At 60.5% G+C, this 26,262-nt stretch carries 22 protein-coding genes; 10 read left to right on the forward strand and 12 right to left on the reverse strand.

Translation table 11 applies throughout. The features are described from left to right. Entirely contained in the window at positions 1 to 675 is a 675-nt protein-coding gene (locus NKH63_RS13040; RefSeq protein ID WP_352484593.1) for a LuxR C-terminal-related transcriptional regulator, read from the reverse strand. Positions 676 to 1,186: 511 nt separating this feature from the next. On the opposite strand from NKH63_RS13040, the gene NKH63_RS13045 reads away from it, so the two are divergent. The 5 genes from NKH63_RS13045 (at position 1,187) to NKH63_RS13065 (ending at position 6,172) form a co-directional block, all read left to right on the forward strand. Then, positions 1,187 to 1,909, forward strand: coding sequence for a nucleotidyltransferase family protein (locus NKH63_RS13045; RefSeq protein ID WP_031193847.1), 723 nt, complete (start codon positions 1,187 to 1,189; stop codon positions 1,907 to 1,909). 47 nt (positions 1,910 to 1,956) lie between these two features. Beyond that, entirely contained in the window at positions 1,957 to 3,093 is a 1,137-nt protein-coding gene (locus tag NKH63_RS13050) for a DegT/DnrJ/EryC1/StrS family aminotransferase (protein WP_023718557.1), read from the forward strand. Further along, on the forward strand, positions 3,090 to 3,764 hold the full coding sequence (locus tag NKH63_RS13055; RefSeq protein ID WP_031193846.1) for a sugar transferase: 675 nt from the start codon (positions 3,090 to 3,092) through the stop codon (positions 3,762 to 3,764). The genes NKH63_RS13050 and NKH63_RS13055 overlap by 4 nt, the downstream gene beginning before the upstream one ends. A gap of 74 nt (positions 3,765 to 3,838) precedes the next feature. Continuing rightward, on the forward strand, positions 3,839 to 4,843 hold the full coding sequence (locus NKH63_RS13060; RefSeq protein WP_023718555.1) for an SDR family NAD(P)-dependent oxidoreductase: 1,005 nt from the start codon (positions 3,839 to 3,841) through the stop codon (positions 4,841 to 4,843). A 66-nt stretch (positions 4,844 to 4,909) separates the two neighbouring features. Beyond that, complete coding sequence (locus NKH63_RS13065) at positions 4,910 to 6,172, forward strand: polysaccharide biosynthesis/export family protein (protein WP_023718554.1); 1,263 nt, start codon at positions 4,910 to 4,912, stop codon at positions 6,170 to 6,172. 47 nt (positions 6,173 to 6,219) lie between these two features. Here the strand turns inward: NKH63_RS13065 and NKH63_RS13070 are convergent, their stop codons facing one another. Next, positions 6,220 to 7,518: an HlyD family type I secretion periplasmic adaptor subunit gene (locus tag NKH63_RS13070; RefSeq protein WP_245278562.1), complete on the reverse strand. Its 1,299-nt coding sequence runs from the start codon at positions 7,516 to 7,518 to the stop codon at positions 6,220 to 6,222. A 242-nt stretch (positions 7,519 to 7,760) separates the two neighbouring features. Further along, positions 7,761 to 9,512, reverse strand: a complete 1,752-nt coding sequence (locus tag NKH63_RS13075) for a type I secretion system permease/ATPase (protein ID WP_023718552.1) — start codon at positions 9,510 to 9,512, stop codon at positions 7,761 to 7,763. A gap of 408 nt (positions 9,513 to 9,920) precedes the next feature. Between NKH63_RS13075 and NKH63_RS13080 the strand changes: the two genes are divergently transcribed. Next, the gene (locus NKH63_RS13080) at positions 9,921 to 10,613 is read left to right on the forward strand and encodes a N5-glutamine methyltransferase family protein (RefSeq protein WP_023718551.1); all 693 of its coding nucleotides are present in this window, start codon (positions 9,921 to 9,923) and stop codon (positions 10,611 to 10,613) included. Between the two features lie 87 nt (positions 10,614 to 10,700). Here the strand turns inward: NKH63_RS13080 and NKH63_RS13085 are convergent, their stop codons facing one another. The 9 genes from NKH63_RS13085 to NKH63_RS13125 all read right to left on the reverse strand — a co-directional run bounded on the left by NKH63_RS13085 (position 10,701) and on the right by NKH63_RS13125 (position 21,177). Continuing rightward, a complete protein-coding gene (locus tag NKH63_RS13085) occupies positions 10,701 to 10,967 on the reverse strand; it encodes an acyl carrier protein (protein ID WP_023718550.1) in 267 nt (88 codons plus the stop codon). A gap of 56 nt (positions 10,968 to 11,023) precedes the next feature. Continuing rightward, positions 11,024 to 12,580, reverse strand: coding sequence for a class I adenylate-forming enzyme family protein (locus NKH63_RS13090; protein ID WP_023718549.1), 1,557 nt, complete (start codon positions 12,578 to 12,580; stop codon positions 11,024 to 11,026). Continuing rightward, positions 12,577 to 14,598 carry an asparagine synthase (glutamine-hydrolyzing) gene (gene asnB / locus NKH63_RS13095; RefSeq protein WP_023718548.1) on the reverse strand — a complete coding sequence of 674 codons (2,022 nt, stop codon included), beginning with the start codon at positions 14,596 to 14,598 and terminating at the stop codon, positions 12,577 to 12,579. The genes NKH63_RS13090 and asnB overlap by 4 nt, the downstream gene beginning before the upstream one ends. Positions 14,599 to 14,601: 3 nt before the next feature. After that, positions 14,602 to 15,585, reverse strand: coding sequence for an NAD(+) synthase (nadE, locus tag NKH63_RS13100; protein WP_031193946.1), 984 nt, complete (start codon positions 15,583 to 15,585; stop codon positions 14,602 to 14,604). After that, entirely contained in the window at positions 15,582 to 18,320 is a 2,739-nt protein-coding gene (locus NKH63_RS13105) for an AMP-binding protein (RefSeq protein WP_502896326.1), read from the reverse strand. Before NKH63_RS13105 ends, nadE begins: the two co-directional genes overlap by 4 nt. Positions 18,321 to 18,588: 268 nt before the next feature. Then, on the reverse strand, positions 18,589 to 18,837 hold the full coding sequence (locus NKH63_RS13110) for a hypothetical protein (RefSeq protein WP_023718545.1): 249 nt from the start codon (positions 18,835 to 18,837) through the stop codon (positions 18,589 to 18,591). Positions 18,838 to 18,849: 12 nt separating this feature from the next. Then, positions 18,850 to 19,281, reverse strand: coding sequence for a hypothetical protein (locus NKH63_RS13115; protein WP_352494498.1), 432 nt, complete (start codon positions 19,279 to 19,281; stop codon positions 18,850 to 18,852). 98 nt (positions 19,282 to 19,379) lie between these two features. Further along, complete coding sequence (locus NKH63_RS13120; RefSeq protein ID WP_352917941.1) at positions 19,380 to 20,279, reverse strand: proline iminopeptidase-family hydrolase; 900 nt, start codon at positions 20,277 to 20,279, stop codon at positions 19,380 to 19,382. A 172-nt stretch (positions 20,280 to 20,451) separates the two neighbouring features. Continuing rightward, positions 20,452 to 21,177, reverse strand: coding sequence for a LuxR family transcriptional regulator (locus NKH63_RS13125; protein ID WP_023718543.1), 726 nt, complete (start codon positions 21,175 to 21,177; stop codon positions 20,452 to 20,454). A 302-nt stretch (positions 21,178 to 21,479) separates the two neighbouring features. Between NKH63_RS13125 and NKH63_RS13130 the strand changes: the two genes are divergently transcribed. From NKH63_RS13130 to NKH63_RS13145, 4 genes are all read left to right on the forward strand, one after another. Continuing rightward, positions 21,480 to 23,153: an ABC transporter substrate-binding protein gene (locus NKH63_RS13130; protein WP_352917942.1), complete on the forward strand. Its 1,674-nt coding sequence runs from the start codon at positions 21,480 to 21,482 to the stop codon at positions 23,151 to 23,153. 107 nt (positions 23,154 to 23,260) lie between these two features. After that, positions 23,261 to 24,289 (forward strand): ABC transporter permease, encoded by a 1,029-nt coding sequence (locus tag NKH63_RS13135; RefSeq protein WP_023718541.1) that lies wholly within the window; start codon positions 23,261 to 23,263, stop codon positions 24,287 to 24,289. Next, the gene (locus tag NKH63_RS13140) at positions 24,289 to 25,263 is read left to right on the forward strand and encodes an ABC transporter permease (RefSeq protein ID WP_352917943.1); all 975 of its coding nucleotides are present in this window, start codon (positions 24,289 to 24,291) and stop codon (positions 25,261 to 25,263) included. Before NKH63_RS13135 ends, NKH63_RS13140 begins: the two co-directional genes overlap by 1 nt. Beyond that, on the forward strand, positions 25,253 to 26,245 hold the full coding sequence (locus NKH63_RS13145) for an ABC transporter ATP-binding protein (RefSeq protein ID WP_352917944.1): 993 nt from the start codon (positions 25,253 to 25,255) through the stop codon (positions 26,243 to 26,245). The genes NKH63_RS13140 and NKH63_RS13145 overlap by 11 nt, the downstream gene beginning before the upstream one ends. The last annotated feature ends 17 nt before the right edge of the window (positions 26,246 to 26,262 follow it).

Genomic DNA, 26,262 nt, shown 5'->3' on the forward strand with positions numbered 1-26,262 from the left:
CTAGCTGGCATGTCTCGAAAGCCATGTCTTCAGCATAACCGCAGCTTCTGTCCGATTGCGTACCCCCAACTCACGCAGGACCGCAGCAGCGTGGATTTTCGTGGTCGCCTCTGCGATTTCCAGGTCGCGAGCAATTTCCTTGTTTGAATAGCCTTCCGCCATCAGCTTGAGGACTTCCTTTTGCCTCGAGGTCAGCCTGCCAAGGTTGAGGCCTGTGGTACGTCGCTGTGGGCCTTTCTCGGAGTGTGTATGCGCGTGGGTTGTTTGCGTTGCACCCGGGCGTGACAGAAGTGCAGGAACATAGATGCGGCCGGAGAGGATTTCATTGACAGCCAAAACGACCTCTTCGTCCGTCTGCGACTTTACGATGTAGCCGTGAAGCCCGATCGAAAGAGCCGTGAGTATTTCCGAGCGTGAATCGTTTCCGGAAACGATCGCAAATCGCGTGTCCGGATAGGCGGACAGGATCCCGCCGAGCACCTCCTGATTGAACAGGCCCGGCATATTCAGGTCCAGGATCGCAAGATCCACGAACGATTGCTCTGCCAGCAAACTGAGCACCGCGTCGAAACAAGACGCTTCAAATATCTCCACACCTGGAATGCCTGCGGTCAGTGCCAATCGCAAGCCACGACGATACAAGCCGTGATCGTCGGCGATGACGATTCGATACATTGAACTACCCCAACGCGTATCTGAATGGATTGAACGGTGATGGGCCTGAAAGTCGTAGCCATTCACTCGTCGATTCATCCAGCCGACGCCGCGGCACCCCAACGCCGCAAACGCCAGATTTCTAATATAATCTTAAATGACGGGAAACGCTCCTCTTTTTTTGCCCCTTATGAGCGAAACCCGCCGAACGTCGTCGAACATGTGTTCTGACCTCTTGGAAAGCTGACAGACCGGCTGGTCGTTCAGCACTGCCATAGGTCTGTAGGTATAGAACAGCAAAACGGCTGAATTGTTACCATTCGAATGCACGACGACATCCACCCCGACGGCCACATACCATCCAGATGCAATGTCCGGATCAGGGATCGGTGGGGAAATCTCACCGGTCTTCTACGGGAAATCTCACCGGTTCTTCTGAGGGGACAAGAACGCGTTTCCCGGGTGCTGACCAGGGTAGGATAACCGGCCCGTGACGATGGCGTTCAGGCCGAATGAACAAGGGAGGACCAGGATGAAAGCGGTGATTCAATGTGGTGGAATGGGAACACGCCTCCGCCCCTTCACTTCGATCTTGCCGAAGCCGCTCATGCCGATTGGCGCACGGCCGGTTCTCGAGATGCTTCTGAAATGGTTGCGACGCAACGGTATTCAGGAAGTCTATATTACAACCGGGTATCTCGGCCACTTGATCCGCACCGTGTGTGGAGATGGCTCGCAGTGGAACCTGAAAATTCGATACACGCAGGAGATGGAGCCGCTGGGCACCATCGGGCCATTGTCTTTGATCAGGGACGAACTGACGGAGCCATTCATCGTTCTCAATGGCGATGTCCTTACGGATCTAAGCCTCAGTCGATTTGTAGCAGCGCACCGTAAGCACACCGATCCAGTGACGATCGCAACAGCCTGTCGCCTGATCAAGATGGATTTCGGCGTCATCGACGAAGTCGACAATACCGTGCAGACCTTTCGCGAGAAACCGACGCTGTCGCATCTGGTCAGCATGGGGATTTACTGCATGAATCCAGACGTTCTGCAGTTCATCCCGTCCGGCATACCCTTTGGGTTCGACGACCTGATGCTCCAGATGATGCAGAACGGCACAACCGTGCACGTGTACAAGCATGAAGGTCTCTGGCTCGATATCGGGCGCGTCGACGACTTTCAGAACGCACAGACCATTTCCTGGGAAGACCAGTCGGCCTCGATCGAGGTCACTGCGACGGCTGCATGATGAAGTCACCAGCGCGGTTCCCACAGTTATCAGTCTAGGAGGTTGTGATGCTCTTGGTCAGTGCCCCGATCTTGGGTGTGCCGGAGAAGACTGCTTTGACCAAGGTCATCGACAGCGGCTGGCTGACCATGGGGGAGCAGGTACGAGCCTTCGAACAAGCCTTTGCCGACGTGCATGGTGCGGAGGATTGCGTCGCGGTCAGTTCTTGTACCGCAGCGCTTCATCTCATTTTGCACGCACTTGGTATCGGCCCGGGCGACGAGGTGCTGGTCCCATCCTTGACTTTCGTGGCGACCGCAAATGCGGTCCTCTATGTTGGTGCGACCCCCGTTTTCGTCGACATCGAGTCGGTCGATGTGCCGCTGATGTCCATCGCGGAAGCCGAAGCGAAATGCACGGCCCGCACCAAGGCAGTCATTCTCGTCCATTTCGCCGGCTACCTCGCCGATCGGGAACAATGGCAGAAGTTCGCCCGTGCCCGTGGGCTGCATATCGTCGAGGACGCGGCGCATGCGCCCGGCCTGAAGGAGGTGGGGACATTTGGTGCCGCGGCCGCCTTCAGCTTCTACGGCAACAAGAACATGACCACGGCGGAAGGCGGGGCGGTGATTGCCAGGGATGCCGGTCTGCTCGAGACGATCCGCCAGGCGCGTGGACATGGGATGACCACCGGGACACGTCAAAGGCTGAACAGCCGCACCCCGCAGTATGATGTCACCATGCTCGGATTCAATTATCGCATGGATGAATTGCGGGCTGCGATCGGATTGGTCCAGCTGCAAAATCTGCAGGAGTGGAATGAGATCAGGCGTATCCTAGTGATGCTGTATCGCCGTCTCATCGCGAAGCATTGCCCGGCCGTGACCATCCCGTTCCACGAGCCGCGGACGTCGGCCTACCACATCATGCCTATCCTTTTGCCGCGTTACGCCGACAGGCAAGACGTCATCGACGCACTGCGCGCGCAAGGGATACAAACCACTATCCACTACCCGCCGGTGCACCAGATGACGCTCTATCGTGAGCTCATTCCCGGTACTCATTTACCGCGCACGGAAGATTTCGCCCAGCGCGAACTCACTGTACCGCTGCATCCGCAGATCACCGCACCTTTGGTCGAAACGGTAGTGGTCGCTCTTGCCGCGGCGGTCAATAACTGCGCTCAGACAGGAACAGCCGCATGAATGCCCTGGACCTAGCCATTCACCGGCCTAACGTCTCGAGCGCCGCCCATGGGGCTGTGAGACGAGCAATCGATCTCGTCATTGCTGCAGCCGCGGCGATCGTCTTCGCTCCGCTGATGCTGCTGATTGCCCTGGCGCTGCTGCTGGAAGGCGGTCGGCCAATCTTCTTTACGCAGACCCGCGTCGGGGCCGGTGCTCGCCCATTCCGCATGTACAAATTCCGCAAATTCAGAGTGCGATGCGATCCCGGTGGCCTGGCGCTGACCATGGCCGATGACAGCCGCATGACGCCAATCGGGCGGTTCCTCGCCGCCACCAAATTCGACGAGCTGCCGCAGCTATGGAATGTCTTCAGAGGCGAGATGGCAATCATCGGTCCACGCCCGGAGAGCCTTGCCTTTGCCGATTGTTTTCGCGGGGGCTTTGAGGACATTTTACAATACAAGCCAGGCTTGTTGGGTCCGGCCCAGGTTCTCTTCCGGAATGAAGCGCATTTTTATCCGCGATCCGTGGACCCGCTATTGTTCTACCGCCAGGTTCTGTTTCCTGCCAAGGCCAGGCTCGACCTTTCCTATTATCCGCAGCGCACGATCGTCTCTGATGTCGTCTGGATGGTGCGCGGCTTGCTGGCGGTGCTTGGCGTCGTTTCGCCGCCTCCGATCGGAACGTGAGAGCAGGTGGAATACCCGCGCTCTCGTGGATTTGCAAAGTCAGTGCCTCACGTCATAGGGGGAACGCTTGGGTCATGGCATACAAGGGCAGGAAAGTTCTGGTTACCGGTGCCGATGGGTTCATCGGGTCGCATCTCACCGAAGCACTCGTCCGTAGCGGCGCGGACGTCACTGCGCTGGCTCTCTACAATTCGTTCGACAGCCACGGCTGGCTGGACGATTTGCCGGACACCATTCGAAGCCAGCTGAACCTGATCCGCGGTGATGTTCGTGACAGCGCGTTCCTTAACCGGATCGTGCGTGGCCAGGCGGTGGTGTTTCATCTCGCCGCACTGATCGCGATCCCATATTCGTATGCCGCGGCCCAGTCCTATGTAGAAACCAACATCCTGGGCACGGTCAACGTCCTCGAAGCGGCGCGGCAATGGGAGACGGAGCGGGTGGTGCACACCTCGACAAGCGAGGTTTATGGCACCGCGCTGACAATGCCCATCAGCGAATCACACCCGTTGCAGGGACAGTCACCATATTCGGCATCCAAGATCGGTGCGGACATGATGGCGGAGTCGTACGCCAGATCGTTCGACGTCCCCGTGGTCATCATGCGGCCCTTCAATACGTATGGCCCACGCCAGAGCGAGCGGGCCATCGTACCGACCATCATACGTCAGGCTCTCGACAAGAAATGCTCGGCGATCATGGTGGGAGACACCAGCCCGATCCGCGATCTTACTTTCGTGGAAGACACTGCGGCGGCGTTTTTGACCGCAGGTTCGGCCGAGCTCGAATTTGGCCATGCCTACAATGCCGGAAGCCAGCGCGCCGTGACGATCTCGGACATATTGGATCTGGTGGTCGAGTTGAGTGGCTGCAAGAAACCAATTCACCGCGACGAGCGCCGCCTGCGGCCGCAGAATTCAGAGGTGCGTGCCTTGCTGGCTGATTCTTCGCTCCTCGAAAGCAAGACTGGATGGCGCGCCCAGACCAGCCTGCGCGAAGGGTTGGAGCGGACCATCGGATGGTGGCAGGGACGCCTCAGCGAAGGCCGGGTGCGCCATGAGATGGGTTACATGACATGAGCTTTCGCCTGGGTGGATTGGCTCCGCCGTTGTCGCTGGATTCGAACCAGAAGGAGATTGTCACCAATGGTCCTTGTTAACCGAATCCTTCTTGTCGTGCTCGGCATGCTGGCTGCCATGGATACGGCCGCTGCAGCGGAAGCGCAGGTCGCCTATCGACTTTCCGCCGGCGACACCGTCGAGATAGGAATTGCCTCCATCCCGGAGCGAACGCAACGTGCCGTGGTCCAGATGGACGGCACGATCGCGCTTCCCGAAGTCGGGATGGTTTCGGTGGGCGGCCTAAGCCCGGCCGAACTGCAAACACGCATGCAGACGATCCTGCCAACCAAGATATTCCACCATCGTCTGCCTGACGGGCGGGAGCAAATGATCGTCATCAAGCCGACAGACGTGACCGCCGTGGTCGCAGAATATCGGCCGATCTATGTGACAGGGGATGTGCTCACTCCCGGACAGCAGGCCTACCGGCCGCTGATGACCGTGCGGCAGGCGATTGCCGTGTCAGGTGGTTTCAGCCTTTTGCGGTCCCGGGCAAACCAGGTTGGCCCCGATCCGGTGGATCTGCGGCGCGATTACGAATCGCTTTGGGGGGAATACACGAGAGACTACTATCACAGCGCCCGCATTCGCGCCGAACTTCAGGGCAAATCGAGCTTCGACATGCAGCCACCACAAGGATCGCCCTTGCCGGCAGTTTTTGCATCGGCGATCGCCCAGGCCGAAGCAGAAGGGCTGAAGCTCTCGTTGGACAACTTCCAGCAAGAGCAGAGCTTTCTCGATAAAAGTGGCAAGGATGCCGCTGCACAAACCGAGACCTTGCTCAAACGCGAGCAGGCCGAAGCGGATGGCGTGAAGGCGGACGAAGACGAGCTGGCGCGCGTAAGGAAAGCGTTTGAGTCCGGAAATCTCACCAATAACCGGCTCGCCGACGTCCGGCGCGCTTTGGTACTCTCTTCCAGCCGGGCACTCGAAACGTCGGTTGAACTTATGAGAGCACGACGTCAGCAGGCTGATTTTGCCAGACAGCACGAACGCAATGACAACCAAAGAAGGATAGGTCTGCTGACTGAGTTGAAAGATACCAATGTGCGTCTTGCCGACATCAATGCAAGACTTCGCGCCGCCAGCCAGAAGTTGCAGCCCACGGGAGCTGCCGCCCTGCCGTTGCCGGTTGCCGGTGAGACGATCCAAGCCGAGGTCACGATCGTTCGCAGGGTCGGCGAAGAATGGCGGAAACAGCCGGCCCAAGAAGACACCGAGGTCATGCCGGGAGACACGATCGAGGTAAGGTTCAGCAGCGCTCTCGAGAGCGCGGCGATCCGATAGATCGGCTGCGCCTCGAGCCAAGCGGCCGCCACTGGGTTGGCAGCCGCTTACTGCCTGAAAGCTCTGGAAAATTGGTCGGTAAGAGGTTTCATCAAGTAGGACCAGACACTGCGCTCGTCGGTTCTTATATGGACTTCGGCGGGCATGCCCGGTTTGAGGATTTTCTCTCCTGTCAGGCAGGTCGCTTCGTTCTTGACATCGATGCGCGCCGAAAAATAGGAAAGCTGACGTTGCTGATCCTTGATCAGATCTGCGGAGACGCGGTTGACCGAGCCTTCGCAAGCCGGTGTAGTGCCGGCGTCGAACGCCGGAAAGCGGATCGACACCTGCTGTCCGGGATGGATCTCATCAATGCGCGACGGAGGAATGGAAGCGTCTACGACAAGGTTGTCGGAATCGGGCACAATCATCATGAGCACCTCTCCGGCGCCAATCACGCCTCCGACGGTGTGGACCGAGGATTCTTGTACCGTGCCTGATTGCGGGGCGCGAATGTCTGTCCTGCCGAGCTCGTCTTCGGCCACCACCTTGCGCTCACTGAGTTCGGTCTGCTTGGCTTCCGTTTCGCGAAGTTCGTTGGTCACGTCGCTCCGCATTTGTTCGTCGAGCTGAAGCACCTGCAGGTCCGTTTCACTGATGTGAGCTTGTACCTCCGCTATCGCTGCGACAAGGCGTCCCGATTCGCCGCGAGTCCGGGTCTTCTCCAGGCTGACAGTGCTCAACCTCTCCTTGGAGACCAACTTCTTTGCGTAGAGAGATTCAACGTCAGCAAGGTTCTTGGTCAGCAGATCCAGAGACTCATCCGTCGCAGACTGCTGCGATTTGAGGCCATCGATCTGACGTTCCAGCTGCTTCGCGCGGCTTTGCAATTGTGCCTTCTGGCCAGCCAGCGCCGCAGCACGGCTTTCGAACAAGGCACGTTCGCCACTGACAAGCGCCGCCACTTGCGGGTCACCCATTTGAACCCGAAGGCCAGGCGGGATCTGCATTTCCGGCAGACCCTGGCGCTCGGCTTCCAGCCGGGCCAGACGAATGGTGGCTCGATTGAGGTCCTCGGTGATTATCTGCAGGTTTGCTCGGGTCAATGTGTTGTCCAGCCTGACCAACACGTCGCCGGCCTTCACGTGATCGCCGTCCTGCGCGAAGATTCCGCCGATGGTGCCGCCGGTTTGATGCTGGACTTTTTTTATGTTGCTTTCGACCACCACAGTTGCAGGCGCAATCACCGCGCCGGCAATCTTGGTCAATCCCAACCACAGCCCTCCGCCAAAGATCAACAGCAAGCTGGTTGCCAAGCCCAAGAGCAGATTGGCCCGGATGCCATCCGGATCCGGCTTCGTTTCCAACGAACGGCTTTCGCCACCGGGCGCGGCGTATGGCGACACGGTAACAGTAGAGCGATACCTCACATATGCCCGGCTGCACCTCTGTGCAGCGGAACGAGAATGTTCTGCCAGGCTCCGGAGCAGATTGCCCCAGGGTAAATTGGCTCGAATGCCATCCGGCTCTGGCTTCGCCCCGGTCGGCTGGCCTTCGCCAGCGACCGCAGCATATGACGACATGGTCACGTTAGACACTAAGCAATACCTCACGCATGCCCGCTTGCACCGTGCTGCAGCGGAACGACAATGTTTGGCTTGTCCGGACGCGGGAAGGGCCGGATCACATTTGCCAGAACGTCTTCGCGCGAACCGAACGAATGGAGCATCCCGTTCGACAGGACGAGTACCTGATCGATGTTGACGAGAGCGGAGGGGCGATGCGCAACGACGATCACGATACCGCCGCGCTGACGCACTGCCAGGATCGCGCCGGCCAAAGCAGCATCGCCGTCTGCATCCAGATTGGAATTTGGTTCGTCAAGAACGACGAGGAATGGATCACCGTAAAGTGCCCTGGCAAGTCCGACGAGCTGCCTCTGCCCAGCCGACAGGGCTGCGCCGCCTTCTCCGATGCGTGTTTGAAAACCCTGCGGAAGACGCATGATCATCTTGTCCACGCCCGCAGCTTTGGCAGCTGCCAACACGCCCCTTGCGTCGCTTTTGCCGCCGAACCTTGAAATGTTGTCGGCGATCGTGCCGTCGAACAGCTCAACGTCCTGCGGCAGGTAGCCAATATGAATGCCGAGCAGCTCTGAATTCCACTGATCGAGCGAGGCGCCGTCCAATCTTACCGTTCCTCGAAGCGGCTTCCATGCCCCGACCAAAGCGCGCACGAGCGTGGTCTTGCCGGAGCCGCTCGGGCCGACGACCGCCAACCCTGCGCCCCTCGCCAAGCGGAAGCTTACATTGAAGATTGTTGGCTTCTGCAGACTTGGTGGCGCGACCGTCAATTCCTCGACCGCAAGCTCCGCCTTGGGGCGTGGCAGTTCCATTGGCTCTTGCTGGCTATCAAAAGCATCCAGCGCTGCCGCCAGCTCGGAATAGCTTTTGCGGGTTGCCAGAAACCCTCTCCAATTTGCGATCGCCACATCGACCGGCGCCAGTGAGCGGCCCAGCAATATGGACGACGCTATGATCACACCCGGCGAGGCCTCGCCCCCGATCACGAGGTAGGCACCAAGCCCCAGCACGCATGATTGCAAGGCCATTCGGAGCGTCTTCGACAGTGAGCTCGCTGCGCCAACGACGTCGGAGAGCCGTTCCTGGTTCTTCAGATAAAGATGACTGACCTCGTTCCAGCGCCGGCTAAGCGGGGCGGACAGGCCCATAGCCTGAACAACCTCTGCGTTGCGGCGGCCGGAATCGGCCAGAAGCCGCTGCGCAACGAGTGTTTCAGACGCACGAGCCGCAGGTTTGCGGCCGATGATCTCCGCAGCCACCGTCAAAAGCACAACGGCGCATGCGCCGAGCGTTGCCAGCACGCCAAGCGCAGGGTGCAGCAGATAGATGACCACCATATAAAATGGTATCCAGGGAGCGTCGAATAAGACTGTCGGGCCCAGTCCGGAAAGAAAGCCACGTAGCTGGTCCAGATCACGAAGCGGATGTACCCGGTTCGCATCCGGCCCGGCAACGAGGGGCAGGGAAAGCGAGGCTGCGAACGCCTTTTGCTGCAGATTTCTATGCAGGCGGCTGCCGATGCGGACCAACAGGCGAAGCCTCACGAAATCGAGGAGCCCGTAGGCCGCGTAAAGTCCCAGCATCCCGACTGTAAATCCGACAAGAGTCGGCACGCTCTGCGAAGGCAGCACGCGATCGTAGACCTGGAGCATGTAGACGGAGCCGGTCAAGGCGAGGATATTTATCAATGCGGAGAAAACGCCTACGCCAACGAGGCCGTGCACACAGCCGAACATCGCGGATCGTAGATCGAGCGAGCGCCCTTTGGTTGACTTCATGATATGCGCTCTTTGACGCGAAATTGCCGCGCAATCTCGTCGGTTCTTTCGATGAGGGACAAACTTTAACCTTCCGGGAAGCAGCAGCTCCGCCCTTCGCTGCTGGAACATTACGAATTGCTTACATATGTGCCTTCTTTGATTAAAATGTAGCAAAATCGTGACGCCAGGCTGAGAATTCGGCAACTGGCTCGCCAGGCTGGGGATAACCGGGTCTGGTAAGGAGATATTCCTAATCATGACACAGCGCAGAAGCTTATGGTCATCTTTGTAGCATCAAGGCGTCGAAGCGTCTGGGGACGGATGGGTTTTGATTTTGTCGATCGAGAGTTAAACGGTTTTGAGATACACTTCATCGGAACGCAATTGTCGGCCACCAACGCCGGCTAAAACGGGGAGGCGAGTGTCGTGAGCGAAGAGATCAATGTTGCCGACGCCTACGGCAGGGGCCGCAGCACCTTCATGGGATTGCAGCTGCTGGTCTCGCCCGGTGCGCTTGTTCCTCGGCCGGAAACGGAACTGCTCGGCAACGCCGCTCTCGATGTTCTGAGCCAACTGAACTTGCCGGTGCCTCGCGTTGTCGACATGTGCTGTGGGGCGGGCAATCTGGCGTGCGCCATCGCGCACCACGCTCCCACCGCGCGCGTGTGGGCAAGCGATCTTACCGACGGATGCGTGGAGGTCGCGCGCCGCAACGTCACCCATCTTGATATGGAGGAGCGGGTAACGGTGCTTCAGGGCGACTTGTTCGGCGCCTTCTCCGGCTTGGAGCTTGACGGCACGATCGACGTGATCGTTTGCAACCCGCCCTATATTTCGGAAAAACGGCTCGAGGGCGATCGTTCGCATTTGGTCGAGCTCGAGCCGCGTGAAGCGTTCGCAGCCGGACCCTACGGTCTGAGCATCCATATGCGAGTGCTCAAGGACGCGCCGCGTTATTTGCGGCGCGGAGGCATCCTGCTTTTCGAGGTTGGGCTTGGCCAGGACCGGCAGGTCATGAGTTTGCTCGAGCGTTCCAAGGCTTATGAGAGTATCCGGGCTGTCACCAACCAGGCCGGCGAGGGCAGGGTGGTTGTGGGGCATACGAAGGCGCAGGCGTAAGCACCGCCGTCGCGACAGGCCTAGACGCGCTGTCGCAACCGGAAACGGTCGGGGACTTGAAACAGAGTTGCGCGAGATGTCGGCAAATCAGTTTCTCTTGCGCATGACATATTGCGCAATTCCCTCGATGGAATCGAGATTCTCGGGCAGCAGCTCGCTGTCTTCGACCGTGATGCCGAAGGTCTCCTCGATGAAGCCGATAACCTCGAGCACCCCCGTCGAGTCCACGATGCCTTGGTCGAGAAGCGAGGTGTCGCTCTCCAGGCTCTCTGGATCGGCTATATAGAAATTCGACGCCAGGAAAGCGCGAATTTGATCGCTGCAGGTATCGGTTCTATCCTTGGTAGACAACATTGATTTCGCCTCCGGTACAAAAAATGAATGCTGATCAACTTCGCCCTGATACCGACTCATGACAGGGCGGTTTTTTTGAGTTTGCCCGTGTCGGTCATCGGCAGACTGGGTACGATGACGATCGACTTTGGAACCATGAAGTTTTCCAGTCGTCTCTGGCACTCTTTCTGCAACTGCTTTTCACCGATCATGCTTCCTTGCTCCATCACGACAAATGCCTTCACTGCTTGTCCAAGCAACTCGTCCGGAACGCCGATGACCGCGGCTTCCCGTACGCCCGCAATCTCCATCAACACGTTTTCCACCTCCTTCGGCGCTATCTTCTCGCCCCGCGATTTTATGATCTCGTCGCCGCGACCGACAAAGTAGAGGTAGCCCTCGGCGTCCATCCGGCAGTAATCGCCGGTGTACAGGACCTGCTCGCCCGGCAGCGGTCCGGGCTTGAGCTTCCTGGCCGTCGCCTCCGGCTTGCCCCAGTAACCCTTCATCACCGTCGCTCCGCGGATGACGAGCTGGCCAACGACACCGTGGCCGACCCGCCTGTCATGCTCGTCGACAATCCACATTTCCGTATTGGGGATGGCGATCCCGACGCTCAACGGCTTTCGCTCGAGATCCTCCGGCGGCAGGTAGGTACAGCGCTTGCATTCGGTAAGGCCGTACATCGAATAGATACGGGCACGAGAAAATAGCTCCTGAAGCAGGAGAATGTGCTTGAGCGGCAGAGCGGCCGCAGTGTTCGTGACATAGCGAATACTCGAAAAATCCTGATCCCTGAGAGACTTGAGCTCCCCGAGTGCGGCGAAGATGGTCGGTACGCCGGGAAAGCCCGTCACCCTTTCTTGCTTGATCAGCCCAAGGATCTGCGCGGGGAAGGCGAACGAGCGTTCAAGCACCAGCCGGGCGCCCGCGCCGAATGCCATGATCATCTGGTACAGGCCGTAGTCGAAGGCGAGCGGCAGGACGTTGAGGATCACCTCGTCTTCAGCAAGCGCCAGGTATGAGGAAATCGAGGCGCACGCGGCAACCATGTTTCGGTGCGTCAGCATCACGCCCTTGGGCTCGCCCGTCGAGCCGGACGTATAAATGATTGCAGCAAGATCGATATCGATGCAGCGGCGCGCGGGCGGCGTGCTGCGGGCTGCCGCGACCGCAGTTTCCCAGCGCACAGCATGCGGCAGTTCTTGCAGGTCGTCGCGTTCGATCGGCCCGGAGACGATCATGCAGCGCAACGATGGGCAATTCCGCGCCGGCTCCCTGAAAATCGAATGCAGGTGGTTGTCGGTGATCAGTGCCGTCGGGCGGCAATCGTTGAGCAGATAACCAAGCTTGTCGCTTTTGGTGAGTGGATTGACGATGCACACCACGGCGTTGGCCTTGAGCACGGCCCAGAAAGCGACGACGGCCTCGACAGTGTTGTCGGCGAAGATCACCACCCGATCGCCGCGCGCGATTCCGGCCTGGCTCAAATGATGCGCTATGGCGTTCGAGCGCATATCGAGATCGCCGTAGGTGACACGTTGATTACCGCACACCAGGGCCACCTTCCCGCCGAGCCGGCTGGCAGAGTGGATGAGATAGTCGTGCAGGAGCGGTACGGCGCCATGCATCATGCGAGCACCTCTGCGCGATGCTCGCGGTCGATATCGACGCTGAGCTTGAGCGTGCGAGCTCCACTTGGTCGGCTCGCGATAAATTGCTCATGAAGAAGCTGCGTCGACAGCACCCCGACCAGCGCCATATTGTCGGAGTTGGACAGGTCGGCGCCGCCGGCGCTGGCCTGGCACTTGCTCAGGAGACGGGCAACCGACTTAGGATCGAAGACGTTTGCCTCGCGCAGCGCCGCCTCCGAAAGTGCTTCGCGAATATAGGCCGGAGCGCCATCGGCGACGAAGCAAAGCGCGTTGGGGGCCCGGTAGGGCTGCTTCTTGCGAGTGACGATTTCCGACGGCACAATCGGTTGCGCCACACGCTTCAGAACATGCTTTTCATCGAGCACGCGCAGCTTATAGGCGGCCGGAAGCGAATTCGCGAGCCTCACGAGTTCATGATCGAGGAATGGGAAGCGCCCCTCGACGGAATGGGCCAAGAGCATCCTGTCCCCTTGCGATGAAAGCAGGTATCCCGACATCAGCGTCTGGATCTCGATATGCTGGTCCTGCGCAAGGGAGCCCCATCGCGAAAACTCCGCCGGCAGGCGGGCAAGCAGCTCGGACACGGCGTTGCGGCGCTCCGTTTGGGCCCGCATGTCTGCCGAAAACAGCCGCTTGATAGCGCTCGTGGTACGCCAGCGCGTGCCATGCGCAAAACCAGGCGCGTCATGGGCGTGGATGTCGCGCCCGAAGAACTGGCGTGCCATCGCCTGCTGTTGCACCGGCGAGCGGCTGAGATAGGGATAGAGGCGCTCCAGCAGCCGGGAGCGTCGCGTCGAGGCGGGCTGGCGTCCCCAGAAACGGCGGACCTTGCCCTCGCGGAACAGATCGTAGCCGGCGAACATTTCGTCGGCCCCTTCGCCGGTCAGCACGACCTTGATGCCATGCTGACGCACCAGTCTCGATAGCAGGAACAGCGGCGCCGGCGCGGTCCTGAGGATTGGCCGCTCGGTGTGGTAGATCACCTCAGGGAAGATGCCAGCGATATCGCTGCGCGAAACAACCACCTCATGGTGCTCGCTTCCCGCCACGCCGGCAACCAGGCGCTGGAAATGAGTCTCGTCATACTCGGCGTCGGCAAAACGCAGGGAGAAAGTCTGGAAGCGCCCGCCGGCGAAGCGTCTTCCAAGCGCGGCGACCAGCGAGCTGTCGAGCCCGCCGGACAAATAGCAGCCGACCGGCACGTCGGCGCGTACTATCCTGAGCGCCGTAGCGGCTTCCAGGGCGCCGCGCACTTCCTCCACCGCGTCATCAAGTGAACCGGCGAATTCGTCATCGCCGGGTCCGTCAACCTCTGGATAGCTTGGCTTCCAAAAAGCCCGCTCGCGAACGATGCCACTGTCATAAATGCGAATGTGCCCTGGAGTGAGTTCGCTTACTCCTCCAAACACGCCTTGTGGCGGCACGACGGTCCAGAGCGTGAAAGTCTGATCGATGCCGGCTGGATCGAAGGCGCGGGGTATATCCGCATCGGCCGCGAAAATGGCCTTCACCTCGCTGGCGAAGTAAAGCCGTCCGCCGTGCTCGCAAAAATGCAGCGGACAGATGCCGAACCGATCCCGCGACAAGACGAGTCGACCCGCCACGGAGTCCCAAATGGCGACTGCCCATTGCCCATTCATCCGCTCGAAGGCGGCCTCGCCCCAGGCATGATAGGCATGGACGATGACCTCCGTGTCGCTGCGTGTGCGGAAGCGATAACCGAGCGCGACCAGGTCTTGTCGCAGCTCGATGTAATTGAAGATCTCGCCGTTAAAGACGATCCACATTGTGTCGCCCGCGCCAGCGAGTGGCTGCTGGCCACTGGCGAGATCGATGACGGACAGACGGGCATGCGCCAATCCCGCACGTTTGTCCCGGTAAAGACCGCGCTCGTCCGGGCCGCGATGCGCCAGTGTGCCTACCATGCGCATCAGCGCATCACGGGAAGGGGGCGCCGCGGCGGCGCTCAGCGACACAATTCCGGCGATGCCGCACATCGCCTAGCCCTCGCCCATTGAAGAGGACACCAACGGCCGCGCGTGAAGATAGCGTGCGGCGCGCCGTTTGCTGTCGATATCCTTGAAAACTTTCTGAACCTGCACCACGGTGAGACCGGTGGCCTCGGCGACGTCTTCGCTAGCGATCCCGTGGTTTAACCCGTAGAGGCACAAATCCATCAGATAATAAGGCAGTGCGAAGTAGAACTCCTCCTGGCTCTGCGCCATCGAGAAGGTGTCCGTGGTGGGCGGTCTGCGCCGGACCTCTTCCTCCACCCCAAGATATTCGGCCAACTGGTAGACCTGGGTCTTGTAGAGGTGAACGATTGGCATCAGGTCGGCGATTCCGTCGCCCTGCTTGACGAAGAAGCCCTGGTCGTATTCCAGGCGGTTCGGCGTGCCCGCTACCGCGTAGTTGAGGCGGTCGGCATGATAGTACTCGGTCATCTTGCGCAGGCGCTGCTTGTAATTGGTTGCGGCGACGATCTGCAGATAGGCTGCCGACGGCAGACGCACCGTGTCGGTCCTGCCCTCAGGGTCCTGAACCGTGAGGCGCGTGATGTTGAGACCATTGCTCTCGAGAACTGAGGCCAGCACCAGCTTGCATTTCCAGCCGTCCCCATAGTCGGGAACGACAGTCTGGATTGCCTCGGTCTGCCGACAATAGGCGCCGATCGCTTCGAGGGCCGGTGTTATGTCCTCCAGGATCGCATCGATGCCAAGCTGTGCGGCGACAGTGCGGCCAAGCCTTAGCGAGTCACCGGAGGAGTGGCGCTCCGGCATGAATATTCCGAGGACCTTGTCTTTCCCAAAGGCGCGAACACACAACGCCGCGACGACGGAGCTGTCGATGCCGCCTGAGAGGCCGACAACCGCGCCTCGACGTCGCAGCGTGCCAAGGACCTGCTGGCGCAGGATCTGGACGATGCGATCGACCTCCGCAGCAGCGTCGAGCACAAGCGCGTCCTTGCTGAATGTTGAGATCAGGTCGATAGCTTGTACTCCAGTTTGCGAGACTCGGTTGGCGAATAGGTTTGCGCCACCGCTTTTTCGATAAGCGGGCGGTTGGTGGCGAGGTGAGGTTCTACGACCAGATCGATGTGGCTGCCGACGATCGGAATCACGTCCAGATGTCCGAAAGCGCGATCCCAGCCGATGGCCAGAGGCATTCCGGGTCGAGCACAGCGGAACAGGGTGCCTGTGATCGGCAGCGCCGGCTTTGGCTCGGCCACCCACTGGAAGAAGGCTCGCGCGCGCAAAACCTCTTGCAGTTCCAGTTTGGTTCTAAAACTCGTCGCGTTGAACTGTCCCTGAGCGAAACGATCGAGAAACCGGACCAGTTGCGCCTCGCGCCGCATTGCCACGGCGACTTTCGCGAGGGCCCGGCAAGCCATCCGATAAGCGGATACGCGGTTGGTTCGGATTCGATTGAATGTGCGCGTAAACGTCTCCCAGCGAGCGCTTCGCTCGCCGACGAGACTGGTGTCGAGAATGCCAAGGAACCTTACGGTCCGCCCCGCGGCCAGCAGCCGCGCCGCAACTTCGAAAGCGACAGCACCGCCGAGCGAATGACCGAGAAGTCGTATATGACCCGCGGGTTGAGCGCGGCGGATCTGCTCGACGGCGGCATCGGCCATGTCGGAGAGGCTGTTTTGCCCGCGCAGGATCATGGTCAGGGCTGGGTACCTGATCGGGGCAACGCGGGTGATCTTGCCCATCGCTGCTGCAAAGGCAGCAAGGCTCGGGCCGTAGCCGACGGATCCCGGGAACAGAAAAAGAATTGGAGGATCATGCTTCTGGGCGCGCGCGCTTTGGTCGCCTGCCTGTGCAGACGCGACCGCCTTGACCATCTCGTCCAGGCTCATTCCAACGGTGAACGCCTCAAGGCCGAGTTCCTGCCCGATGGCGCTTTCGATTTCCATGACGCAGTGCAGCAGCTTCAGCGAGTCTCCTCCGGCGTCATCCCAGCGTCCCGCCGCTACGCGCGTATTGAGGATGCTGGTCCACGCCCGCTGGACGATCTGCTGCGCCGTCAGCTTGCCTCGCGGCTCGAGCGGACGCGCCGTCGCTGCCGTCCCTCTGGCTGAAAGATCCATCTCTGCAAGTGTCGAGATGTCCACCTTGCCGCTTGGCAGACGCGGGATCTCGGCGATCGTGTGTAACCGCAAGGGACGCAGCGGCGGTGGCAGATTGGTCCTCACAAGCTGGCGAAGCTCGTCCGAAAAGCTCGCTTCGGCCGAGCGCCGAGGAACGGCAAAGGCGACAAGCTCATTGGCCGCAGTCACGATTGCCACGGCATCCGCAACAGCAGGCGCGCAACGCAGCACCCGTTCGAGTTCGGCTGGCTCGACGCGTCGACCGTTTATCTTTACCTGCCGTCCCTTGCGACCGACGATGTGCAGTAAGCCTTGATTATCAAGTCGGACGAGGTCACCTGTCGCGAAAATCCGAAGGCCTGGATCGTCCGGATCTGATGTCGCCGGCATAACCGCCCCGTCCTCCCAATGGCCAAGCAAGACATACGGGCTCCTGATCAGAAGCTCTCCGCTGCGGCCCGATTGAACGCAGCGGCCCGCTTCGTCGACAATTGCGAAGGTGATTCCAGGCAGCAGCCAACCAACTGGAACCGAATCTCCATGCTCCGGCCAGTCTCGCGGCAAGAACCATTGTGAGCCGGTGGTCTCGGTTGACGAGTAACCGATCTGGATGAGGCACGTATCGGAGACGGCCTTGCGCAGCAGTGCGATGTCGGTCCAGGGCACCTTCTCGCCACCGATCCGGGCGACTCTAAGCGAATGGAACGCTTCAGCAGGTCCGTCGGCCATGAGCGCGCGAAGCAGCGCCGGCACCAGATAGGTGATTGTCACGCCTTCGGATCGCACTAGGCGCTGAACGGCGCGCAAGCCGACCGCTTCGACTTCGACCAGATGCAAAGTGGCCCCGGTGAGAAGGGCTGCAAGAATCTCCCGGTACCCGGCGATTGTGGCGGGTCCGGTCAATGGCAGGAAAACATCATCCGAGTTGATGTGGCATGCATCGACATATTGCTGGACCCGGCACAGCAAGCTGCGCTGGCTGTTAACGATGCCTTTGGGGCGGCCTGTGCTCCCTGACGTATAAAGCACGATGGCGGGCGCATCGACCGAGACGGGGTAAGGCTGAGGCACTTGTACCGATTGCGAGGCCGCACTGGTGGGCACATCGATCCAACTGACTTGGTGAGGCAAACCGGCGGGTCGGACATTGCCCTCGCCCAGGATGGCCGAGAGCCGCGCCCCCGCCACGATTTCCAGGATCCGCGAGCTGGGATCTCGCGCGTTGAGTGGCACCGAAAGTCGCCCAGCCGTCATGCTTGCCAGCATGGCGATGGGATACCAGGCCGAGTTGGCCTGAAGAATCCCTATCGCCTGTCCGTCTGGGACGGCGGCAGCGATCTGGTAGGACAGCGTCTCAACTGACCGGAGAAGCTGGGAATAAGTCAGACGATTGGCGCCGTCGCTGATTGCAAGCTTGTCGGGGTACTGGCGGACCATATTTCTCAGGTGATCGAATACGGCAACGTTGGTAAAATCGGTGCCCAATCCTTGAAATGGGCGCAGTACCGGACCACCCTGATCCAGTGCGTATTGTGGAACACTTGACCATTTATTGGAGGTCGTTGTCTGACAATCCACCGCTAGATCCTGATCCGCGACTTCTGATCCCAAATATGCCGAAGACATGAGTTGCCCACGCTAAGATTAGGATCACTTATCGCCTCCCGCCCCAATCTTTTCATCGATCATTCTGATGATGCCCCGATCTTCGCCCAAGGACGCTTGGTTAGTCACTTTCGCCTGTTTCGCAAGCCGCCGGCAGAGCCAATCATGCCGGGCTCGCGTGGTGCGCTTGACGCAGCGAGCACTGGCGTTCGTGCCAAGTTGGCAACGCCTGTTACACATCTGCCAAGGTGGGATCGAAGACGGAATCGCCGCTATTCAGGCACATTGCCTATTCTGTGGTTCTCCCGGGCGATACCGGCAATGGTTCAGTATCGGAGTAGCTGCCGGCGACAAAACAATATGCATAGATCTGTCCCCGATTTTCGTCAGTCACGCGGATCCAGTCTTTTTCCCACTTTCGGAAGGTAATATGTCCATCGGTCACCATGGCCGCAGCCTTGAACGGACTCGGCGCGTTGACGACGCGCACCGAGATCACATCGTCGCCGTCCATACGCTCGACGAGATACGTCTGCATGAAAGCCTCCCGCTAAACCACCCGCACTTTAACGCCGGCTAATAGATTCGGTTGCAACGTGCTTGGCGAAACTTGGGGTGGACACGTTCCATACCTGCAGGCACCTTCGCACTCGGCGTCGGCCGCGATGGTCTCGCCTGTCGGCAACGGTTCGCGCGCCCTGAGCGTCGAGACCAAAAGAAGCTCAAGACAGCTCAGCGGGCTGAGATATCGGCCGGATGGCTGAGCGCGCAGCCTGCGCGCCGCCCAGACCGGCACCATCGCCGCGCCGATTTCGGACGTCACCAATCCCTTTTTCGCCGAGTTCGTACGCGGACTGGAGACGCAGCCCACCAGCGCGCCGAGCGCTATAATATTCTGCTGTTCAGCACCGAGGAGAAACACGGCACGCGAAGCGCGCGAGATCGACCGGGTGCTGGAGCGCCGCATCGACGGCATCGTCATGGCACCGGCGGCGGCAACGAGGAGTTGCTCGCCGACCTCGCCGAGAGCGGACTGTCACTCGTCTTCGGCCACCGCAGGCTGAAGGGCGTGCTGGAACGTCAGTCGTATTTGGCCAGGAAGCGCCCGACGGCGGCGAGGCAGTCGTGCTTTTCCTCGACATGCGGCATGTGGCTGGAATTCGGGAAGACCAAACCTTCGACGTGCGGGATAAGATCCAGAAAGGGCTGGACGCAGGCCTCGGTCGCTTCGTCGTAGAAGCCGCGGAAAACCAGGGTCGGCGCCTCGATCTGATGCAGGCGGTCGACGATGGTCCAGTTCCGCATCGTGCCGATGACGTGGAACTCATTGGGACCATTCATGGTGTGATAGACGGTCGGATCTTCCTCGATTGCCGCAAATGTCCGGGCGACCTCTGGCGGCATCGGAACGACGCGACAGACATGGCGGTCGTAGAAAGCCTTCGTCGCCGCAACATATTCCGGATGATCGGTGGTTCCTGCCGCTTCGTGCCGGTCGAGCGCGCTTTGCACATCGGCTGGCAGCCCGGCGCGCAATTGCCGGGCTCCTTTCACCCACAGCACCATCGAGGCCAGCGAATTGGCCAGGATCAATGCCTTGAGCCCCTCCGGGCGGCGCACCGCGTGCTCGGCCGAAAGTATGCCGCCCCAGGATTGGCCCAGCAGGGCGTAGCGGCTGGCAATGCCGAGATGGGCGAGCAGCGCATCGAGTTCGCCCAGGAAGAAATCGACGGTCCAGAAGTCACCGCCCTTATCCGGCAGATGGGTCGATTTGCCATTGCCGATCTGGTCGTAGTGGATGACGGCTCGTCCGGTTTCGGCAAGCTCCTTGAATGAATCCACATAGTCGTGCGTGCAGCCCGGTCCACCATGAGCGACGATCAGGGGCAGCTTGCCCGAGGTGAGGTTTCCGGTCACTCGGTACCAGGTGCGATAGCCCTGGTATTGGCTAAATCTTTCGGTGATCGCATGCGCCGTCACAATCAAAGCTCCGCATCATGGCGCGGCAGGAGCCGAAGTGTGGACCCTCCCAAGCCTTGTTTTGCGGCCGACGGTACTAAGCGGCCCGGCGCATTTACAGCTAGCACTATTTATAGGTTTGCCGGTTATGAGTTTGCCCGAGGCAAGGCCGATCGCCCGCAGGTCGAGAGCCTCAATGCTCCGGTTCAAGCAGCCGGTAATGGGCGGCGAGCGCGATGGCATGGAAGCGGTTGCGCGCGCCAAGCTTTCGCGTCGCCGCGTTGAGGTGCAGCGTTGCGGTAGGCACCGCGCGGCCAATCTCACGCGCGACCTGCTTGGCCGTCAGTCCGGCAGCGGCCAGGCGCAGGCACTGGCGTTCGCGCGACGTCAGATGGACATGTTGGCAGGTGCGGATTCCAGCATCGAAACCGGCATAGACGGAATCATGCAGCAGATGACCCAGATCGCCGATCTCGGCGATGAAGGGTCTGGCTTCGGCCTCGAACCCGGCCTCCGGATCGGCACGGATAGCGGTGAAGGTGGCGAGATCGCCGCCGGCAAGGCGAATGGGTACGGTGACGCCGCAGGTCATCCTCGTGTCAAGCAGATAGCTGACCACAGGATCGTGCTTGGACTGAAGCACACGCTGCATGACGTTGCTCTGAACGCCGTTGTGCGACCAGAGAAACGGTCTCGATACCGCGAGCGCGGCCTCCTGCACCGGGTCGAGCTGATAATATCCGCCCTTGCACCAGAGATCCTGCATGTCGCGCGGCACGTTGCGCAGAGCCATCAGCGAGGGCGTGATAAGCTCGCCCTTGTGGCTGACCGGCACCGGCGTATAGTCGTAGATGAATGCGGTGAAACCGATGGGCTCCAGCACCTCCGTCGCCATCGCCATGGCAGCGTCGATGCTCATTCCAGTTCGGAACCGGCTCTCTAGATCGCCTGGAAGGCTTTGCATCCGGCAAGCTTACCCGCTGATGATTGCTTGTCAAATAGCCATGTCGGGCGACTGCTCAACAATATAGGCGGGAATAAGCCTGTCCGACCCTATCTATCTTAATAGCTATCCCGTCCGGCTTCGCTCGCCGTAGTCTTTTGCGATTGGGCGAAGTAGCGAACGCCGTTCGCAAACCCAGGACTGTTTTCAGCCGCGCGGCGGTCGATCGACCGGATTCAGCGCGGCAAAAGCCGACACGCCTCCATGAGGGAACAAATATGCGACCCCAAAAAGCATTTGCAGCGTTGATACCCGGGCTGGCTCTGCTCGGCGTGACGATGATGTCGCCGGCAAGCGGTGCCTTGGCCGCCGAGGGCAAGCCAGGCGGCACGCTCCGATTGCTGGCCAATGCCGCGGCAGGCACCGCCGATCCGCACATCAATTACACGCTGCAGTATTTCCAGATCAATTATGTCCTCTACGATGGCCTGGTGACCTACAGGAAGGCCGGAGACAAGACCGGCTTCGAGGTCGTCGCGGACCTGGCGGAAAGCCTCCCGCAGGTCGAGAACGGCGGCAAGACCTATGTCTTCAAGCTGCGCAAGGGCATCAAGTTCGCCGATGGCTCGGACGTCACGACCAAAGACGTGGTCGCTTCGTTCCAGCGCATCTTCAAGATCAGCGGGCCGACGGCCGGGACCTTCTACAAAGGCATCATCGGCGCGGATGCATGCTTGAAGGCGCCCGCGACATGCTCCCTCGAAGGTGGCCTGTCTGTCGACGATGCGGCCGGAACCATTACCTTCAACTTGGTCCAGCCGGATGCCGAGTTCCTGCAGAAGCTTGCCGTTCCACACGCGTCGATCCTGCCGGCGAGCGCGCCGCTCAAGGACGTCGGCACCGATCCGATTCCGGGCACCGGACCCTATATGATCGCCAGCTACGACCCCAACAAGCTGATGAAGATTGTGCGCAACCCTCACTTCAAGGAATGGAGCAAGGAAGCGCAGCCGGCCGGATATCCGGACGAGATCGACTATGAATTCGGCCTTACCGACGAGGCGGCGGTGACGGCGGTCGAGAATGGCCAGGCGGACTGGATGTTCGATCCGCCGCCGTCCGACCGTCTCGCCGAACTCGGCACCAAATATGCCAAGCAGGTCACGGTTCACCCGCTGACGGCGATGTGGTACGCGCCGATGAACACCAATCTGGCGCCGTTCAACGACATCCGCGTTCGCCAGGCGGTGAACTTCGCCATCGACCGCGCCGCGATCGTCAAGCTTTTCGGCGGCAGCAATCTGGCGCAGCCGGCCTGTCAGATCCTGCCGCCGGGCTTCCCGTCATTCGCAGCCTATTGCCCGTTCACCGCCAATCCGGGTGAGAAGTGGTCCGCGCCGGATATGGATAAGGCCAAGCAATTGGTTGCTGAATCGGGAACCGCAGGTCAGGAGGTGACGATCATCACCGAGGACACCACTGTCTCCAAGGCGATCGGCGTCTATCTGCAGGACGTGCTCAACCAGCTTGGCTACAAGACGTCGGTCAAGCCGATTTCGCAGAACATCCAGTTCACCTACATCCAGAACACCAACAACAAGGTGCAGATTTCGATCTCGCAATGGTTCCAGGATTACCCGGCGCCATCGAATTTCCTGCAGGTCTTGTTCAGCTGTGCCTCGTTTACGCCAGGTTCCGACGCCTCGGTCAATATTTCGGGGTTCTGCGACAAGTCGATCGACGCATCGATGGACGAGGCAGAGGCAGCCACCATCGCCGATCCGGCCAAGGGCGCGACACTCTGGACCGCCATCGACAAGGCGGTGACGGACAAGGCGCCGGTCGCCGTCCTGTTCACGCCGAAGCGGGTCGATGTCATCTCGTCCAGGCTGAAGAACTTCACCTTCAGCCCACAATTCTACTGGATCGTCAGCCAGTCTTGGGTGGAATAACCTCCCGGAGCCAATGCGACGGAGCGCCGCCGGCTCTCCGTCGCATTTCCTTTTCCGGCGGATCAGCGCATCTTTCAGGCCGAGATTTTTCCTAGGCAATCCTGTTCATGGTCAATGTCATTGCGGATCAGCCCGCCATCTCGGTTCGCCGGGCCACCGATGGCCCGTGGCGCACGGCATGGCGCAAGCTGAAAGGCGATCGTTCGGCAATATCGGCATTCGCCGTGCTCGTCGTCGTCGTGATCGCCTCGCTCGCGGCGCCGCTTTATGCGCGGTACGTCTCCGGCACCGATCCATTTGTGACCAATCTCAATGGCGAGGTCGTCGTCGATGGGGTGACCCAGCCGGTGCTGCAGCCCTCCACAGAAGGCCTTGGCCTCGGCATGACGCCGATCGGGCCGACGTGGCGCATCGGTCCCTACCTGCTCGGAGCCGACAACCAGGGCCGCGACGTCGCGGCGCGGCTGCTTTACGGCGGACGGGATTCGCTGTTGATCTCGGGTGCTGCAGCCGCGCTGTGTCTCGTCCTCGCGACGTTTCTGGGGGTCGTCTCCGGGTTCTTCGGTGGCATCGTCGACATCGGCCTGTCGCGCATTCTCGACGTGCTCTGGGCCTTCCCGATTTTCCTGCTGGCGATCTCGCTGTCGATCGTGCTGATTGCGCAGAGTATCCAGATCGGTCCATTCGAAATCCGCTCCGGCAGCCTGTGGCTACCGGTCTTCATCATCGGCATCGTCTATGTGCCCTATGTGGCGCGGCCGATCCGTGGCCATGTCCTGACCTTGATGCATGCCGAATTCGTGACCGCTGCGATCGGCCTGGGCGCGTCGCCCTGGCGCATCCTTTTGCGCGACATCATGCCCAATGTGGTGACCCGGATCATCGTTTTCGTGCCGTTGATCCTGGCGCTCAACATGATGACGGAATCCTCGCTGTCGTTCCTGTCGATCGGCGTGCAGCCGCCGGATGCCAGCTGGGGCACCATCATCCAGGACGGCCAGGGCCTGCTCTATTCGCGGCCGGTCGTTGCACTGGCGCCGGGGCTGGCCATCGTCATCACGGTCCTGGCCCTCAACATTCTGGGCGACAGCGTACGCGACGCGCTCGATCCGAAATCCTCCCCGAGGGGCGTCTAGTGGTTGCCGCGCTCGGCTTCCGGCTTGGCCAGATGGTGCTGGTCATGTTCGGCATAAGTGTCGTTGCTTTCCTGATTTTCTTTGCGACGCCGGGCGCCGATCCGTCGGCGCGCATTGCCGGCCGCAATGCTTCGCAAGAGACGTTGATCCAGGTGCGCCACGATTTCGGTCTCGACCGGCCATTGCCTGTGCAATATGGGCTGATGATGAACCGGCTTTTTGTCAGCCGTGATCTCACCTCCTTCGTCAATCGCGGGCAGCGCGTCATCCCGACCGTGATAAGCGCCATTCCGGTGACGCTGTCGCTGGTCGGCGGCGCGGCAGTGCTGTGGGTGCTGGGTGGACTGATTGTCGGGGTGATCGCAGGCGCAACGCGCGGTACATTCGTTGATCGCGCGCTGATGATCCTGAGCCTGGTCGGCGTGTCGATCCCGGTCTTCTGGCTGGGCGAGGTCGCCAACCTGCTGACACAAAGCCGCTGGCACGACAGCTGGCTGTTTTCCTGGGTTCCTCCGCTCGGCTACATCCCCCTGACCGAGAATCCCTGGGGCTGGTTCAAGGCGCTCGTCATTCCGTGGTTCACGCTGGCAACCCTCTATATCGGCCTCTATGGACGGGTGCTGCGCGCAAGCCTGATCGAGATGATGCAGGAGGATTTCATCCGCACCGCCCGGGCCAAGGGGATCGGCGAGCGCCGGGTGTTGCTGCATCATGGCCTCAGGACCTCGCTGGTCGCGTTCGTTACCATGTTCGGCCTCGATTTTGGTGCCCTGGTCGGCGGCGGCGCACTGTTGACCGAAGTGGTCTTCGGATTGCAGGGTGTCGGGAAACTGACCTATGAGGCACTGCAGACCCTCGATCTGCCGATGATCCTGGCCACGGTGATCTACGCCGCCTTCTTCGTGGTGATGGCAAACTTCATCGTCGACGTCGTCTTCGTCATCATCGACCCGAGGGCACGCAATGTCGGCTGATGCTCCTCTTCTGGTGGTCAAGGACCTCACCGTCTCCTTCCGCAGCGACGAGGGCCTGGTGCGGGCGGTGGGAGGCGTCTCGTTTGCCGTCGAGCAGCGCGAGATCATCGGGGTGGTCGGCGAATCCGGTTCGGGCAAAAGCCAGACCTTGCTCGCCATCATGGGGCTGATCGACAGCCCCAACGCTATCGTCTCCGGTTCCATCCGTTTCATGGGACAGGAGCTGATCGGGCTCAGCCGGCGTGCGTTCGATGCCATTCGCGGCCGCCAGATCGCGATGATCTTCCAGGATCCGATGTCGGCGCTCACTCCTGTGCATACGATCGGCAACCAGATCGGCGAGCAGGTGCGCGCGCATGAAAAAGTGTCGGCGGAAGCCGCGCGGGCGCGGGCCGTGCAATTGCTGGATGCGGTCGGCATCGCAAATCCGGATCGGGTCGTCGACAGCTACCCGCACCAGCTTTCCGGCGGCATGCGCCAGCGCGCGGTGATTGCCATGGCACTCTCCTGCAACCCGGCGCTGCTCGTCGCGGATGAACCGACCACAGCCCTCGATGTTACCGTGCAGGCGCAGATCCTCGAGCTGATCGGACGATTGCGCGACCAGTTCGGCTCGGCGGTGATCCTGGTCACGCATGATCTTGGCGTCGTTGCCGAAGTCGCGGACCGGGTGCTGGTGATGTATGGCGGACGCTTTGTCGAGGAGGGCGGCAAGAGCAGCGTGTTCCGGGCGCCGCTGCATCCCTACACATGGGGCTTGTTCGGCTCGATCCCGCCGATGGAGGGACCACGTCCGGCCCGGCTTGCCGCTATCCCGGGGATTCCGCCCTCGCTCTCCAACCTGCCGAAAGGCTGCGCCTTCGGCCCCCGGTGTGCCTTTCGCCACGACGCCTGTCTGGTCCAGCTGCCGATCATGCAAGGCGAGAGCCATCGCGCCGCCTGCGTGTTGCCGGAGTCCACGCGCAGACAATTCGCTGTCTAGAAGGCTGGCGGCGTGGA

The sequence above is a fragment of the Mesorhizobium sp. M0960 genome (assembly GCF_040319055.1).
In the GTDB taxonomy this organism is placed as follows: domain Bacteria; phylum Pseudomonadota; class Alphaproteobacteria; order Rhizobiales; family Rhizobiaceae; genus Mesorhizobium.